Origin of the sequence: Spirosoma pollinicola (assembly GCF_002831565.1) — a bacterium.
Taxonomy (GTDB): domain Bacteria; phylum Bacteroidota; class Bacteroidia; order Cytophagales; family Spirosomataceae; genus Spirosoma; species Spirosoma pollinicola.
In genome coordinates, this window is the sequence record NZ_CP025096.1 from 3,591,681 (window position 1) to 3,605,477 (window position 13,797).

Below are 13,797 nucleotides of genomic sequence, written 5' to 3' on the forward strand. Positions count from 1 at the left end.
TTAATCGGTAAGGGCAACAGATTGAGTATCGCTGATTCCCGGTTCGTTGATAACATGACGGTGCTTAAGTTCATTTCTCAACAAGGCAACCTCCTGCGTCAGTACTTTAATCTGGTTTTGCTGGCGGGAAACAACTACTGACAAGTGAACCAAGAAGATCGTGATCGCAAAAATAGCTCCTAGAAATATGAGCGAAGGCGGATAGAAAACACCCAGTGCCAGTGAAATTTGCTCAAGGCCTTTCCGCCAGATCGAGAAAATAATCAGGATAACCGTGCAGACAATCCATAATATTGAATACTCCTCCCGAAGCTTCCCTCTTACAATCAGCCGAAAAATAAACAGCAAAAATAAAACTGCGCTTAAAAGGCTGATAATCTGTATTGTAATTGGTACCGAATCCATCAGCGAGTTCGTTTATTTATCAAACGAAAATACATAAACACAATGCCAAGCGACACCTTGAGCATATAATAAAGCGCCCGGCTGGTGTCGATGGATGATACGCCCTCTTCCCGATTGCGCATCTTTACGGGAACTTCCTTTATTCGAAGTCCCTGTAAACCAAATTGTACAATTGACTCTGGTTCAGGGTATTCGTCGGGATAATAACTATTCACGATCTCAATGGTTCGACGGTTAAACGCCCGAAAACCAGATGTACTGTCATGAATGGTTTTGCCAATGATCAACTGGTTCAGCCAGCGAAAATACTTGATCCCCAGCCGACGTGTAAAGGACGATTGAAAGCCCTCCCGGCAAATAAACCGGGAACCAATGGAGACATCTGCCTCCCGCTGAAAAATAGGCTGTAACACCGTAGGTAATTCGTTTGCCGGATGCTGCCCGTCGCCATCCATCTGTACGGCTATGTCATATCCTTTTTGATAGGCATACCGATAGCCACTATGCATAGCGCCACCGATGCCCAGATTGACCGGCAAATTCAGGTACGAACAGGGTAGTTTCCGAACAATACTCAACGACCCATCCGTAGAGCAATCATTAACGACCAGTACATCTAACTGATAGTTTTCCTGATTACGCAGCGCAATCAGTTCGTGCACCACATTGGCTATGGCTCCCTGTTCATTATAACAGGGTACAATGACCAGAATATGCGGTTGATGCGTCGTCATAGCTGGGCTTTGTTAAGGATTAGCCTGATAAATTGTCAGCGAACCCATTGTTGCCACCGACTTCATGCAACGAATTTCTACCGGCTGCGGCTGGTGATCGAAAACCTGATATTTTACATTCAGAGACTTCATTCGGGGCGAACAGGGGTCCATAGCAATGACATAGGCGTCCTCGAACTGATTCACCAGAATAACCGAATCCCGGCCGTTGATATAACTTTGATTCGTAACGTGCGCATAGCGGTTATAAGCCGAATCCCGCTTCATTTCCGGGTCCAACACCTTAAGAACGTGTTTGCGGTCGGGCAGGTATTTGACGCCCGTAATTTGTTTGGCACCCGTAGCGGTAACCATATACGTCACATATTGACTACCGTTTACCAGCCACCTCGCCTGTGGGTCCTGTTCAACGAGCTGACGAACGGTCTTGTAAAATGCATTTTCCGTAATTGGACTCATGCCCTTCGACAACGGATTGGCTTTTAGATTCGGGAACAGGAATAGCAATAAACCAGCACAAAAAATAGCCGTTCGATACCGTATGGAAATTGTAAATAGTAACAGCACGTTCATAAGCGAAAAGAATACCACCGGCATAAATGTCTGGTAGGGCTTGATCATGCCATCAGAATCATTCACATTGACATAGGCGGTGTAAATGACAAACCCAACAACGGCTAGGACGGCCATTGCATTTGCCCAAACAGGCACCCGACGGTAGGCGTCCCGGATACTGTTATCGCTTAGTTTGCTCAGGTACATAAACAGCAAAAGAATTCCTCCTGCACCCATCGGAATCTGTGCCCGGCGTGTGGGCACCATGTTCATCAAACTGGCTTTAGCCAGACCTGCCGGAAATTCCACTTCCATCCATACCCACATAAAGATCATGAACAAGGCTGTTGCACCCAGCATCCAGTCAATTTTTCGGTCCAGTAAAAACAGCGCAATGAGTAATGGAATGATAACCGGAACGAAGTTGAGATAATGAGACAGTTCGCAGATGTTAAGCCAGCTTTTAGGCACTTTCTGATCATCAAAGAACCAGCTATAATACTCCGAATACCAGTTTCCAACAAAACCGGTACCCCCCAATTCACTCCGCTGCCCAGGATAAACGGTGCTGGTAACGGCTTTCAGGGTTTCCTGTATGTCTGCATAATAACCCGCCAGAACCAGACCCGCCAGCGCTACGGCAACACCCAGCATACCAATCTTCAGAAGTATCGCTTTGGGTGGGAATAGGTCCCGCCGGTTGTTAACAACGTATCCAACGAATGCAAAGCCAAATAAATACCCCATCGGTATCTGATAAGGCGGATACAGAACCAGCGCGAACGAGCAGATTAACCAAATCAGCAATAGTGCATAAAGGGCAATCTTCAATGGCTTTCGCTCATACAGCAAATAAACAGCCGCCACAAAGGTGGCGCAGCAATAACCAATCATGCTGGACGGAATAAATGACCATCGCACCGTTCCTGACGAGAGCAACAGGGTTAGTACACCAGTTAGTGAAAGCCAATACTGGTTTCGGCTTATCAGCAAAAAGAAGAGGAAGCCCCCAACAAGTAGTATAAACGGGTTTATATCGTAAAGCCAGCTATAGCCTCGCTCAGAGTCGAGTACCATAAATCCCCAATGCCCAGGTTTAAAGAGGGTAACAGGGTGGTATGTCGGCAGCAGAACGAGTGAACTATTCAGGCCACCAATGGCCTCATTATTTTGGGCAAGATGATTATGCACATTTGACAAAATCCAGGGGGTTGCTACTGCGTAGTCGTCCATGCGGATTTGCTTGGGCGTACCCGCAACTAAGCCGCGTGTTACGGGAGAGCCATCGGGCAAAATGGTATTCCAGATTGGCAGCGAAACGTAATGCCATTTTAACAGCACAAACAGCACAAATACAGCAACAAAAGCACTGAGTGTAAGCTTCACCCGCTTGTCAAAGCGAATCAGTTGAAAGGGTTGTTCGGCTGGGGGAAGGTCAACAGGTGTAGAAGAGTCCGGTACAGATTGAGTGGGTTTCGCAGGTGTCGAACTCACGGTCTTAACGACTGGGCTGGTTCCAGCAACGGTGGGTCGGCCTTTTTGTTTCTTCGACATGAGGCAGGGTGTAGACGAATTCTCGAATTAGGTTAGTCGCATTGTTACGCCTAACCAAACTTACTAATACCGTGCCAGTTTGCCAACATCCGGCGTTTTCTTTCCGAAATTAGGTAATTTGCCCGCATGAACAAGGTTTTCTTCCAACGGGCCATACCGATTTTGTTAGCTGGATTACTGTTGTGGTATGTCATGAAAGACGTACCCCTACAGGAAATCGGCGATCAATTCAGGTCAACTAATTATGGCTGGTTATCAGTAGTAGGTGTGCTTATTGGTTTATTTTATGTGCTGCGGGCGGCCCGGTGGCAACTTACTTTACAGGCCATTGGCTACCGGCCTTCGCTGTTTCGCGCGACGGTAGCCCTGTTAGCCGGTTCGCTGGCGAGTATGATTGTGCCGGGAGCCGGTGAGCTAACCCGTTGTGGAACCTTGCAACGTACAGATGGCGTCCCCATATCGCAGGGAATTGGTTCGGTGGTCGCCGAACGAATTGTCGAACTGTTTATGCTGATACTCGTGCTGCTGCTGACTGTCACGCTGGAATTTAGTCGGGCAAAAACGTACCTCTCCAGTTTAACATTGGCTCTGCCAGGCAGAACGGTTATATTAGTTGGCGGTACACTTGTTACAGTAGTCGCGTTGGCGATTTGGCAAGCCCTGAAATACCCGGGTCTGCAAAAACACCCGCTACTTATAAAAAGTGTACGTATTGCAAAAGGCTTCGGTCAGGGATTTATGGCCATTCGGCAACTTCCCAATCCGGGTTTATTTATTGCGCTGACCATACTAATTCAAGCGTTTTCCTGGCTATCTACTTATGTGCTGCTGCTCACCTCCAACGATACACACGATCTTCCTCCTACAGCCGCGCTCACCATTCTGGCCGTTAGCTCATTGGGCGGACTGGCTGTACCCACGCAGGGCGGTATTGGTACGTATCATTTTTTCGTGAGTCGGGCGTTAATTTTATACGGATTTACGGCTGCTCAGGGGGCTGTCGTAGCCACCTATCTTCATGCGGTTGGTTTTGGCTTCAACCTGCTGCTAAGTAGTGCCAGCTTTCTGCTGCTCCATATATTAATTGCCCGAAGAACGTCGACATCGCAGCCCGAGCATACGGTATGAGTTATCGTTATCCCTCTCGCGTAGTAACTATATTTTTAGCAACTTGCGTTACACCTTTATATCAAACGAAAAAAGTTAAATGACCTCTCAACAATTAATGCTGGCCGTTGGCCTGCTTGCGCTGCCCTTTTCGAGTATTGCGCAGGAAAAATTTGCCAAAACCATTACCGCATCTGACCTTGAAAAACACCTTCGCGTGCTTGCCGCCGATGATATGGAAGGCCGCGAAACCGGCACCCGTGGCCAGCGCAAAGCGGCAGAATACATTGCCACTCAGTTTGCCGCCGAAGGACTAATGCCCATCGTAAAAGCCGACGATGGTAAGATGGCCTATCAACAGCAATACACGCTGTTTAAAAAGAACTGGGGCGATTTTTATGTAAGCTCGGGCGGAAAACGCTTTGAGCCTCAGAAAGACTTTATGCCGAATGGTCTGTTGTATCTACCCACAGAAACAACCTACGAGACCCTGTTTATCGGCTATGGCATTAGTGACGCAAACTACGATGACTACGCCGGACGCGATGTGACAGGTAAAGCCCTCGTGATGCTGGACGATGAGCCAAAAACCACCGATGGTAAAAAATTGGTGAGTGGCAGCAATGAAGCCTCTAAATGGGGTGGGCCAAATGGCTGGCGGGCCAAGAGTTTGCTGGCAAAAGAAAAAGGAGCCGCGCAATTATTTATCATCTCTGCCGAATCGGCAGCAGCTTTTAAGGAATTACTTACGCAGCGTAGTGCCATGCAGGCGAGGTTTAATCGGTTGAGTTTAAAGGCGGGTGCCGAGAATGTAAGCTCAATTGGTGTGTTTCTGGTTACGTCCGATATGGCCGCCACCCTGTTGAATACACCCGTGGCCACATTGACCCAAACAATCAGTCAGGTTACCCAATCGGCGAAGCCCGTAGCTTCGTCGCTGGCCGGTAGCGTGGCGGTTAAAGCCGATCGGGTCGACGAAAAGACCGAATCGTCCAATGTGCTGGGCTTTATTGAAGGAACGGACAAAAAAGACGAAGTATTGATCGTTTCATCGCACTACGATCACATTGGTATCAGTGCCGATGGCCAGATCAACAACGGAGCCAACGACGATGGCTCGGGCACGGTGTCGGTGCTGGAGATTGCACAGGCATTTGCTAAAGCGAAAGCTGCGGGGAAAGGTCCACGCCGGTCTATTTTATTCCTGACCGTATCGGGCGAAGAAAAGGGCTTGTTAGGCTCTCAGTATTATGCCGATATGAGTCCGGTAATTCCGCTGGAGAAAACGGTTGCCGATTTGAATATCGACATGGTGGGCCGGGTCGATGACCTGCATTTGGGCAAATCGGACAATTATATTTATGTCATCGGCTCAGACAAACTCTCATCTGAACTGCACAAAATCAGCGAGGACGTGAATAAAAAGGAAATTGGGATGGAGCTGGATTATAAATTCAACGATCCTAAAGATTCCCAGCGTATCTATTACCGCTCCGACCACTACAACTTCGCCAAGCACCAGATACCCATTATTTTCTATTTCAACGGCCTGCACCCGGACTACCATAAGCCAACCGACGACATCGAAAAAATTGACTTCAAACTAGCCGAAAAATCAGCACGGCTCGTCTTTTACACCGCTTGGGAAATTGCCAACCGCGACCAACGTTTAGTCGTTGATAGCAATAAACAGTAAATCTGAAGAACAATAGTGAGCCTCAAAAGCGCAGTTCAATCTATCAGGATTGACTGCGTTTTTTTGTGGAGACTGTTCCCACTTTCTATCGTCCACCCCTAAATCCCCTGAAGGGGACTTTGCTTGTGCTTAGATTAAGTCCCCTTTAGGGGATTTAGGGGTAGACAAAGAAACATTGGAATAGCTTTATAGTACAGAAAACAGAATTCTAAAAAATCCTAGACCTACTCCTTCCAACCCTCGGGTTTAAATGGCGTTTGATTATCACTTTGCAGGCAGGGAGCCAGCGGAGGCCGGTCGGCGTTAGGCCATAATCGAACTTTGGCTTTTGCACGTTCGCCCAAATAAGGCGGTGACGGTTCCAAGTTAGGCTGACGCGAGTTAAATGCAAAAAATAGACCATCTCCGCCAGTTGCGTATGTGCCTTTTGGATGGAGTGCATCTACTGGCCCGGTTGCCCCATAGGCTAATGCACCCTGTGTGTCTTTCCGGTCGAGCCAGTAGTGTACCAGCGAAACTGCCGAAGCGGAGAAGTAACCCACTACATTGTCCTGATTATAACCTATCTGGTGTACATTACCGCCTAAAGCCGTAGGTGGCGAATCGGCCAGACCACCGGTATGTTGTGTCTGTTCCTGAAACAGCTTATAATACCGATAAGCATCGGCGGTTAGCGAAAGTTGCCGAATATCAATCAGGCCCGCTTCGTAGTCATAAAAGGGAATTTGAGCCACTTTTTGTTGACTAATCAGGCCGCCATTGCTGAATTTATCATCAAAGACCAGAATATCATAGCCATAGATAATTCGCCAGCAGGCGGTCCGGCATTGATAATCATAAATCCAATCCTCCTTAGGTACTTCGGGCGCTTCTTCCCCAGCCTTACCCGCTCTGGGACTGAAACAGTCTTCATAAGGTTCATTACCTGTCACGAAGTAGTCCCTGTCTTTATACACATCAGGCAGCACCTTATAGGGTGCGTAAACACCCTGCCTGCAACTGTGACACCAGTACTGGCGTTCCCAGAGTTTCCACTCCCACCGATAATAATTGTGTTGATCTGCCGGGTCCTGACTGTCAATAAACAAGTCGTGGGCTGCGGTATAGCCGTTTAGCTGCTGTGTTGACAAACTGGCTGGATTGAATCGGGCACTTACTTTATCAATTGGCGCGACGGCGGGCATTACCTGTTGGGTAGATGTATAGGAGGTGCCATCGGTGAGTGTAAAACGAAGCTGGTAGACATGGCCAATCTGTCCTTTAAAATCGCTGGGCAGCTGATAACTACCATCAACAGTCTCGTGACAGGCAATGATCCGGGACGAATCTACAAGTACATCCATCCTGGCCTGAGTAACAGGTACGGTACTAAACTGACCCGTCAGCCGGTCAGGATGGGCTCGGCTAAGTTTAATAATTTGTGGCTCAGGCAGGTTCGTAATGGTACCCTCCACTACCAGAATATCAGTTGTACTTTGCAATACACTATCATCCAGGTCGATACAAGCGAAGGGTAGAATGAGCGCAATTCCATAAACAAGTAAACGAAAAGCCGTTGAGTGCATGAGTATGTTTGACAAACTAACAAACTACCCACAAAACCACTTTAACGGCCTGTTCTACTTTTGGTTAGCCTGTAATGAACCTGTTAAACTTTTGAGAATAGTAGCTCAAAGAATGGTTTTTGTCCTTCTGACGAAGGAAGAATCTTAATGCATCCATGTCTGGAAGTGGGGATACGTTAAGATTCTTCCTTCGTCAGAAGGACAAAAACCACCTTCTGATGAAAGTTCAAACAACTTCCATTGTAACTAGAGTAGCTGAAGCTCAGTTGCCCGGAATCAATGATTTTGTGAACGTAGGCCGTATGCGCTTTTTTGATGCCTGTTCGTAAGCGTAGCCCAGCGACACTAATTCTCCTTCCTGATAGGCGCGGGCCATCAGCGAAAAACCGACGGGCAACCCATGAACGGTTCCCATAGGGATGGTTATGTGCGGATAACCAGCCATAGCCGCTGGCGGACAAAAATAAAATCCGGTGTCGTAATCGCCGTTGATCAGGTCGATGCAACCGGCAAATCCGATACTGGTACCGCCAATGGCATCCAGTTTATTGGTTGCCATTAGCTTGTCAATGAGCTGGCGTGAACTGCGCGTTTTAGCCAATGCATCGGTGTATTCCTTACTGGTCAGATCAGCTTTGGCGTCGCTGCTTTCGAGCGTTTCCTGCTTAAAGAACGGCATGGCTTTGGCCTCGTTTTTCTTGTTGAAGGCAATCACGTCGGCCAGCGTTTTAACGCCCGCGTTGGCCGTTGACAGGTAGTTGTTCACGCCGTCCTTAAACTCATATTGAAGTACGGTAAATTCGGCCCCGCCAATATCGCTCAGGCTTTTGAGCAAGTCTACCTCAACAACTGTAGCACCCTGTTTTTTCAATACCTCAATGGCCTGTTTATACAAGCCAACTACCCCTTCGTGGCCTTTTAGGAAGGATTTCTCAACGCCAATGCGTTTGCCCGACAAACCAGCCATGTTTAGAAAACGGGTATAATCTGTCGCGGCCTTGCCGGTACTTTCCTGCGTAACGGCATCGGCCGGATCAACGCCTGTCATAGTACCCAGTAGAATGGCGGCATCGGTTACCGTTCGCGCCATTGGTCCGGCGGTGTCCTGCGTCTTCGAGATGGGAATTATGCCGCTGCGACTGACCAACCCCACGGTTGGCTTGATTCCAACCACCCCACAAAACGATGATGGAGCAATGATGGACCCGTCGGTTTCGGTGCCTACCGCAACGGCGCACAGGTTGGCCGACACCGCCGACCCGGAACCCGAGCTTGACCCACACGGGCTACGATCCAGCACAAATGGGTTTCTGGTTTGGCCGCCCCGGCTGCTCCAGCCACTACTCGACCGCGATGAGCGGAAGTTAGCCCACTCGCTGAGATTTGTTTTCCCTAATATAACGGCTCCGGCAGCCCGTAATTTATTGACGATAAACGCATCTTTAGCCGCTTTATGGCCCTCCAGCGCCAAAGCACCAGCGGTTGTCATCATGTTGTCGCCGGTGTCGATATTGTCTTTTATCAGCACAGGTATGCCATGCATAGGCCCTCGAATTTTACCAGCTTTGCGCTCCTCATCCATCGCTTTGGCAATCGATAATGCATCCGGATTGACTTCGATAACGGCATTTAGGGCAGGCCCTTTTTTATCAATGGCGTCAATACGGTTCAGATAGAGTTGCGTGATAGCTTCTGATGTGTACTGACCAGCCTGCATTTTTTTCTGTAAGTCGCCAAGGGTAACTTCATTCAGTTCAAAGTCGTCTATGAAGGCAGCAGAATCGCTTTCTGCCTCAGTCTTTTGGTTGGATGTGCAACTTGCTACCGCAAGCGAAGCCGTCGAGAGACTTACCACTGAACTGCTCTTGATAAAACTCCGTCTATTCATGAAAAGGCTTCATTAAGTGAACAGCTGTTAAAAAAAACTGCCATGAACGATCTCAACTAGTCAAACCTAAAAACGTTCACGTATCTGTTACTGGAGTTGTTTTTAGGAAATTCCGAACGTTGGCTACTGATTCGAGCGGTTGATTTCTGCTTATCTATTGCCGGGTCAGTTTGATTGTTTTCAGGAAAATACAGCCCTGGGCTGGACAAATCGTATCACGACTTACCAACGTTAAAGTACTTCCGTTTATCGTCCCCCCAAAGCGACTGATATAAGAACGGGGCGTGCCGTTGCAAATCGCGCTATTGGCTGTACTCAGGCTGACCGTGTTCCCGTCTATAGTACCGGTGAACTGAGTGGGTACACTAGTTGGACCAGCTGTTTGGGTTACGATAGCAGTGACGGTATTATTAACGACCTGGAAGGTAGCCGTAGCTGTTACGGCTGGGCCACTCCAGCTACAACTGCCTGCCTGTTGGGTTTGGTAGTCGCCGGCCCAATTTCCGCTTAAGCCTTTGTTTACGACCGGGTCCGGGTCAGATTTTTTACAGCCGCTTAGGCTGCACATAATTAAGATGACGCTGAGTAGATTATTTCGTTTCATAAACCAAACTCAAATATGACCATTACAAATAATATTAGTCAATTTTAAACAATGAAAGTAAAAATAAAGGCTCGGCAAAACTGAAAAATAATACGCTTTTCAACAATTCAATTAACCGTCGTTTAGCGCTTAAATACAGTAACCACGATGACGACAAACATGCTTAATACTGCTTGATCACTTTGACCAGACCCCGGCTAATAATGGCATAGCCTTTGTCTGATGGATGCAGACCATCGTATGTTTTATTGATCGCCCCAACCGGATAAGGATACTCATCTGTTTCGGGGTTAAACGGCACATCTATAAATTTCGGATAGGCGTAGTTTGTATAGACACCACTTGTCGGGTCTTTCAGGCGTTTGTAATTGACCAGTTTCTTTGCCTGTAACCCCGGCATGTGATACAGATCAACGACCGGAAACTTTTCGTAGCGTCCAATTGAGTCAATGGCGTTCGCAAAAGCTTCGAGCATTTGCCCGTTCTTCGCCTTGTATGACCCATATGCATTGTTTTTGAAGTTTGTCAGATAAACAAAATCTACCCGTTGCATGGGTGTAATCAAAATGATGGGCGCCTGCGGATTCAGGCTGCGGAGTTTGTCGACAATGATGCGGAACGACCCATATACCGTCTTATTCCCGGTGTTATCTTGATAATCAGTCAAATGACCCAATGGCCGCCCCTGCCACCAATCATTGGTGCCCAGAAAGATTGAATACACGTCGGCTTTGGTCAGTCCTAAGGTTTCAATTTTATCGGCAATCCCACCCGAAGTCCAGCCATTGTGGCCCTGATTGATGTAATGCACATACGGCAATTTTTCGCTCACCCGAGTCATATAGCCTTTAGTGATTCGATTTCCGGTTTCATTCAGATGCTCATTCAAATAAGTAATCGAATCACCGATGGCCACCCACGACAACTCCTTATTTTTGAACGAACTAAACAGGCAAACCAGGACCAGAAACAAAACAAGCTTTTTCATTTTCAGTAGCCACTTATAAATCTAGTTTTTTCCTCCACTTACTTTTCCTGCCTTAGCTGGCATGCCCGGCTGGGTAATCTCGAAGTTTTCTTTCTGTTTGGCATCTGCAACCATTTTTCGAACATCGGCCAGTAATTTTTTAGCGTCATAAACGACCCCATCTTTTACGGTATATGTAACACCACCCACGCGCTCCACTTCATTCTTATCGTTCAGATGAATGGCTCCGGTGCCATACAATACCTTCAGGTTTGCCAGTGGATTCTGGTCAATAATCACGAAATCGGCGAGTTTGCCTACTTCAACAGACCCAATTTGACTAGCCATGCCAAGCGCTTCGGCCCCTTTTAAGGTAGCGGCCCTGATTACTTCGAGCGGATGAAAACCGGCTTCGCGCAGGAGTTCGAGTTCGCGGATGTAGGCGAAGCCGTAAAGCTGGTAAATGAAGCCCGAATCGGAACCCGCCGTAACGCGGCCACCCCTGTTTTTATAATCGTTAATGAACGCCATCCAAAGCTGGTAGTTCTTTTTCCAGGCAACCTCCTGCTCCGTTCCCCACGAATGCCAATACGAGCCGTGTGAAATCCGGCTTGGCCCGTAGAACCGCCATAAGCTGGGCATTGTATAGTCATCGTGCCACTCCGCTCGCCGGGCCAGCATCAGTTCGCGGTTGGCTTCGTAGATGTTGAAGGTCGGATCGAGGGTAAAATCCAGCGCAATGAGTTCGTCCATCACCTTGTTCCAGCGTTCGGTACCGGGTTTAGCGGCTTGCTGCCAGAGGTTACCTGCTTCTTCAAAGCGGTTTTGCTCGTTGTTATAATTATAATCGGCGGGGTAATTCTGAACAGTTTTGTCATCGAACAAGGCTTCGGGGAGGCCGTACCAGTGTTCGAGCGATGTAAGGCCCGCTCTGGCGGTAGCCAGTCCGTTCATCCGGGCCACTTCCAACTGAGCGTGGTGGCAGGCCGACCGCAAGCCGAGTTTCTTGTTTTCGTCCAGAGCGGCCCGAAAGACAGTGGGTTCGGCCCCAAAAAACTTAATGCCATCGGCACCGCGTTTGGCATTTTGCTGTACCCACGCACGAGCCTGTTCGGGGGTGTTTATGGGCTCTTTAGCACCCTGTCCAAACACGGTATACGCCTTGATGCGCGGGGCTGTAATTTCGTTTCGATCACTTTTGGCGCGATGTTCAAGCACCCAATCGAGGCCATTACCACACGAGGGGTCGCGAATAGTGGTGATGCCGTGCGCAAGCCAGAGTTTGAAAACATATTCGGCGTTAGCGCCCTGTGCCTGTCCGCCAATGTGACCGTGCATATCCACAAAGCCGGGCATCAGGTACATGCCGTCGCAGTTCAGTTCTTTATCGCCGGGGGCGGCTTGCGGACGGCTTTTCGGGTCAATAGGCACGCCGGGATAGCCAACCTGTTTAATCTGGGTAATGCGGTTTCGCTCCACCACAATATCGACTGGGCCATAAGGGGGTGCGCCCGTGCTGTTTACAAGCGTGACGCCCCGAATAATGAGCTTGCCGAATGGACCATCTCCCTCATGGCGGGCGGGGGCCTTTTCGACCTGAGCGGAGAGGGAGTGAAGAATGATGAATGTAAACTTAAAAATATAGAGCAGACGGGTGTACAACTGAGCCATAATTGAGTAATTCGTTCGCTTAAGAGTTGTAAGATAAGCGAAACAGGCAGACTTTTGCAATGTAGTCGAAGCCAGACTAACACCTCATGAAACAAGCCGTCCAGAAAAATTTCCTGCTCGTTGTTCTTATTCTTGCCGTTGGGTTCGCGTTTGCCATGAAGGTGACGATTTTCCAAAAGCCTGCAACTACGCCACAACCCACATTAACGCCCTTATCTGCCGAGTTCACGGCTTACTGGCTGGGTGGCAAAGCGGAAGTAAATACATACAAACTTGAACAGGCCCGGAACGGCGTGCTCAATCCGGGACAGGCGACGTTAATTTTTATGACCGAAGACTTTCTGCCTGATAAACAGGTGACGTCAACAACTGAAACCACCCGTGCGAATGCAATTCCGGTACTGAAAACGAACATCTCGAAAACGTTCAATGCAGGTGTGTCTGACTACGCCCTTGTGACGTCGGTATTCACGCCCATTAATAATTCCCTCTTCCCGAATACCCTGAAGGTCAGCACATCGGAACAGAGTTGGGCCGGGCAGAGCTACCTTCAAATCAACTATCGCAACAACGCCTATCAGGTTAGCGGCAAGTCGTATGTGGAGAGCGAAGTGGAAGAATCTTATGAAGTGCCTAAGCTTATGCTGGAAGATGAACTCTGGAACCGCATTCGGCTCAACCCCGACAAACTGCCAACCGGCGAGATACAACTCATTCCGGGTTCGATGGCCGCCCGGCTTCGCCATCAACGACTTGACCCATTAGCTGCAAAACTGACCTTGACGAACTATGAGGGCGTTTTATATCCGGGGAAAGGTCTAAAAGCTTACACCATTCAATACCCCACCGACAACCGAACGCTCGTTCTCATTTTTGAAGGTCTGTTTCCGCATAAAATCGTTGGCTGGGAGGAAACCTATAAAAGTAAAGACAACCTTCTGACCTCCAGAGCCGTTTTAGAAAAGACGATTCAATTTGAGGCTACTCGCTGAACTGTACTAAACTGAACAGTATACGCCATATCTTGGAGATATGGCGTATACTGTTCAGT

General features: G+C 48.4%; 11 protein-coding genes. 3 read left to right on the top strand and 8 right to left on the bottom strand.

Features of this window, described 5'->3' with window-relative positions; genetic code table 11:
- Genes CWM47_RS14945 through CWM47_RS14955 form a run of 3 tightly spaced genes read right to left on the bottom strand, consistent with a single transcriptional unit; the run spans position 1 to position 3,248 of the window.
- Positions 1-405, bottom strand: coding sequence for a DUF2304 domain-containing protein (locus CWM47_RS14945; RefSeq protein ID WP_100988843.1), 405 nt, complete (start codon positions 403-405; stop codon positions 1-3).
- Entirely contained in the window at positions 405-1,139 is a 735-nt protein-coding gene (locus tag CWM47_RS14950) for a glycosyltransferase family 2 protein (RefSeq protein ID WP_100988845.1), read from the bottom strand. Before CWM47_RS14950 ends, CWM47_RS14945 begins: the two co-directional genes overlap by 1 nt.
- Positions 1,140-1,151: 12 nt before the next feature.
- Complete coding sequence (locus CWM47_RS14955; RefSeq protein WP_100988846.1) at positions 1,152-3,248, bottom strand: DUF7657 domain-containing protein; 2,097 nt, start codon at positions 3,246-3,248, stop codon at positions 1,152-1,154.
- 126 nt (positions 3,249-3,374) lie between these two features.
- Between CWM47_RS14955 and CWM47_RS14960 the strand changes: the two genes are divergently transcribed.
- Both CWM47_RS14960 and CWM47_RS14965 read left to right on the top strand, forming a co-directional pair.
- Positions 3,375-4,376, top strand: a complete 1,002-nt coding sequence (locus CWM47_RS14960) for a lysylphosphatidylglycerol synthase transmembrane domain-containing protein (RefSeq protein WP_100988848.1) — start codon at positions 3,375-3,377, stop codon at positions 4,374-4,376.
- 79 nt (positions 4,377-4,455) lie between these two features.
- The gene (locus CWM47_RS14965; protein WP_100988850.1) at positions 4,456-6,051 is read left to right on the top strand and encodes a M28 family peptidase; all 1,596 of its coding nucleotides are present in this window, start codon (positions 4,456-4,458) and stop codon (positions 6,049-6,051) included.
- A 224-nt stretch (positions 6,052-6,275) separates the two neighbouring features.
- Here the strand turns inward: CWM47_RS14965 and CWM47_RS14970 are convergent, their stop codons facing one another.
- From CWM47_RS14970 to CWM47_RS14990, 5 genes are all read right to left on the bottom strand, one after another.
- Positions 6,276-7,616, bottom strand: a complete 1,341-nt coding sequence (locus CWM47_RS14970) for a DUF4249 domain-containing protein (RefSeq protein WP_100988851.1) — start codon at positions 7,614-7,616, stop codon at positions 6,276-6,278.
- A 262-nt stretch (positions 7,617-7,878) separates the two neighbouring features.
- Positions 7,879-9,504: an amidase gene (locus CWM47_RS14975; protein ID WP_100988853.1), complete on the bottom strand. Its 1,626-nt coding sequence runs from the start codon at positions 9,502-9,504 to the stop codon at positions 7,879-7,881.
- A 154-nt stretch (positions 9,505-9,658) separates the two neighbouring features.
- On the bottom strand, positions 9,659-10,108 hold the full coding sequence (locus tag CWM47_RS14980; protein ID WP_157815971.1) for a HupA family protein: 450 nt from the start codon (positions 10,106-10,108) through the stop codon (positions 9,659-9,661).
- A 163-nt stretch (positions 10,109-10,271) separates the two neighbouring features.
- Complete coding sequence (locus tag CWM47_RS14985; RefSeq protein ID WP_100988857.1) at positions 10,272-11,096, bottom strand: SGNH/GDSL hydrolase family protein; 825 nt, start codon at positions 11,094-11,096, stop codon at positions 10,272-10,274.
- Between the two features lie 21 nt (positions 11,097-11,117).
- Positions 11,118-12,746, bottom strand: a complete 1,629-nt coding sequence (locus CWM47_RS14990; RefSeq protein ID WP_100988859.1) for an amidohydrolase family protein — start codon at positions 12,744-12,746, stop codon at positions 11,118-11,120.
- A gap of 86 nt (positions 12,747-12,832) precedes the next feature.
- Between CWM47_RS14990 and CWM47_RS14995 the strand changes: the two genes are divergently transcribed.
- A complete protein-coding gene (locus CWM47_RS14995; protein ID WP_100988861.1) occupies positions 12,833-13,738 on the top strand; it encodes a hypothetical protein in 906 nt (301 codons plus the stop codon).
- The last annotated feature ends 59 nt before the right edge of the window (positions 13,739-13,797 follow it).

Excerpts from the sequence above, each read along its gene's own strand:
- CWM47_RS14945 (WP_100988843.1), bottom strand. The coding sequence starts at position 405 with ATGGATTCGGTACCAATTACAATACAGATTATCAGCCTTTTAAGCGCA.
- CWM47_RS14950 (WP_100988845.1), bottom strand. The coding sequence starts at position 1,139 with ATGACGACGCATCAACCGCATATTCTGGTCATTGTACCCTGTTATAAT.
- CWM47_RS14955 (WP_100988846.1), bottom strand. The coding sequence starts at position 3,248 with ATGTCGAAGAAACAAAAAGGCCGACCCACCGTTGCTGGAACCAGCCCA.
- CWM47_RS14960 (WP_100988848.1), top strand. The coding sequence starts at position 3,375 with ATGAACAAGGTTTTCTTCCAACGGGCCATACCGATTTTGTTAGCTGGA.
- CWM47_RS14965 (WP_100988850.1), top strand. The coding sequence starts at position 4,456 with ATGACCTCTCAACAATTAATGCTGGCCGTTGGCCTGCTTGCGCTGCCC.
- CWM47_RS14970 (WP_100988851.1), bottom strand. The coding sequence starts at position 7,616 with ATGCACTCAACGGCTTTTCGTTTACTTGTTTATGGAATTGCGCTCATT.
- CWM47_RS14975 (WP_100988853.1), bottom strand. The coding sequence starts at position 9,504 with ATGAATAGACGGAGTTTTATCAAGAGCAGTTCAGTGGTAAGTCTCTCG.
- CWM47_RS14980 (WP_157815971.1), bottom strand. The coding sequence starts at position 10,108 with ATGAAACGAAATAATCTACTCAGCGTCATCTTAATTATGTGCAGCCTA.
- CWM47_RS14985 (WP_100988857.1), bottom strand. The coding sequence starts at position 11,096 with ATGAAAAAGCTTGTTTTGTTTCTGGTCCTGGTTTGCCTGTTTAGTTCG.
- CWM47_RS14990 (WP_100988859.1), bottom strand. The coding sequence starts at position 12,746 with ATGGCTCAGTTGTACACCCGTCTGCTCTATATTTTTAAGTTTACATTC.
- CWM47_RS14995 (WP_100988861.1), top strand. The coding sequence starts at position 12,833 with ATGAAACAAGCCGTCCAGAAAAATTTCCTGCTCGTTGTTCTTATTCTT.